General features: G+C 46.8%; 2 protein-coding genes. Both read left to right on the top strand.

Going from position 1 to position 1,653, the window contains the following annotated elements; translation table 11 throughout:
- Positions 1-507 precede the first annotated feature (507 nt).
- Positions 508-792 carry a hypothetical protein gene (locus HMPREF3142_RS07720; protein ID WP_004200826.1) on the top strand — a complete coding sequence of 95 codons (285 nt, stop codon included), beginning with the start codon at positions 508-510 and terminating at the stop codon, positions 790-792.
- A 9-nt stretch (positions 793-801) separates the two neighbouring features.
- Positions 802-1,230, top strand: coding sequence for a hypothetical protein (locus HMPREF3142_RS07715; RefSeq protein WP_004200827.1), 429 nt, complete (start codon positions 802-804; stop codon positions 1,228-1,230).
- Positions 1,231-1,653: the final 423 nt, after the last annotated feature.

The following is a 1,653-nucleotide window of genomic DNA, read 5'->3' as shown; positions in this document are numbered from 1 at the left end:
CATTCAACTTCAGCTGGCGCCTCCATGCCGCTGACGCGGCATCCGGAAGTTTCCCATGCTGTAGACTTTAACGTCTGCTTTGTGCCAGGAGCGGACACAACATGGCTGCGTTCCTTGCATCCCGTCCGCAAACCTACGACGCCTACAGTGGAGTAAGGTGCCATCCCGTTTCCCACACTTGCACCTTACGTCAAGGTCCCGCCCCGGGGTATTTCCCCTACAATACAATCCCCTCTATTTTAATCCCTCTTCGTAATTTGAATATCTCTCTATAAATTCAATTTTTTCATAATGCTATGATGGTGATATCAAATTGATATCTTCACCCACTTGAAGTGTTGATATCAAATTGATATATTAACCCTGCTTCATTTCGAAGAACGTTGAGAAACGACATAAACAAACCGGAGAAAATCTATGGAAAACAATCTAATTGCCAAATCAGGGCACATATAAGCCCGTCTTCACTAAGAGAGGTAAATCACTGCAACAACCGAGGTAAAAAATATGACAGTCCACGTCGTTAAAAAAACCGGCGATTTCGTTCTTCGCTTACGCGAGAAAGATACGCCGAACGCCATCAGCGGAATCACGCTGGACGCGCTGATGACGGTAACAGGGATGACTAAAACTGAGTTGGCCCACTTGGCTCTTCGTAAGCTGGCTGATGCCTATCTGCCGCATTACGAAAAAGATGATGGTCCACTCACCACTGCTCAAATCCAGGCTATTCGTGAAGCCTCAACGGCAAGCGGTAAATCGGAGGAGCGATTTAATAAAACTCTTTTATAAGGAGAGAAGATGGCAACTACCACTAAACCTTTTCCACAACTGCCTGAGCCAGGTGATTTTGTATGGTGTCGCTTTCCACGCCTGCCAGGATTCCCTGATACACCAGGGCCAAAGCTCCGTCCGGCATTAGTCATCGCGGTGTCGGATGCAGACCACGAAGTGATGGTTGTCTATGGGACGAGCCAGAAAACCGATAAAATCTATCCGACTGAGTTTTTACTCAAAAAGACAGATGCCGGTTTCGCTGTATCTGGACTGGCTCATGATACGAAGTTCGATATGGCAGTTCGCATTGAGCTTCCCTACGATAGTGACTGGTTTGATCTTGCTCCTATTAAAAATGGGGTGGCTACGATGTCGCCGGTAATGGGTACACTGCACACAACTTACATGGCTGCTGTGAAGCAGGCCAATGCAAAAGTGAGTCAAGCTGCATAGTTGCACTCAGCAACCTGTTAAAAAAATCCCCGCTGCTGGCGGGTTTTTTGCCTTCTATCTGGAACTGTTAAAGTAGATATGACTTTCTCCCTGATAATTCATACGGAAGGCTATAACCAAGTTAACACTGTAAGTATCAGTGTTAACCGCACCATGTAATTTTATATATGTACCAGCCTAGAGGAAAATATCCGCTTATCGCTCAAAGCTGCCTGTCAACGTGATCGATCGCTCTTAACACGGCCTGGAAGTACAAAAAATGGCCTTAACGTACAATAATTTTCGATATCCAAACTGACCCCTCACAGGCCCAGGATGCGGTGAAAATGACGCCCTCCAGAAGCGAACACATCACCTCAGATTCCGGAGAGAAGCAAACACATACAGCCGCGCTGCGTACATCGCTGCAGCAGGAGGACAGAC

It is taken from the genome of Klebsiella sp. HMSC16C06 (assembly GCF_001808325.1).
Classification (GTDB): Bacteria; Pseudomonadota; Gammaproteobacteria; order Enterobacterales; family Enterobacteriaceae; genus Klebsiella; species Klebsiella variicola.
Note: the sequence above shows the minus strand (reverse complement) of the source record. Positions and strands in the feature narration are given on the sequence as shown.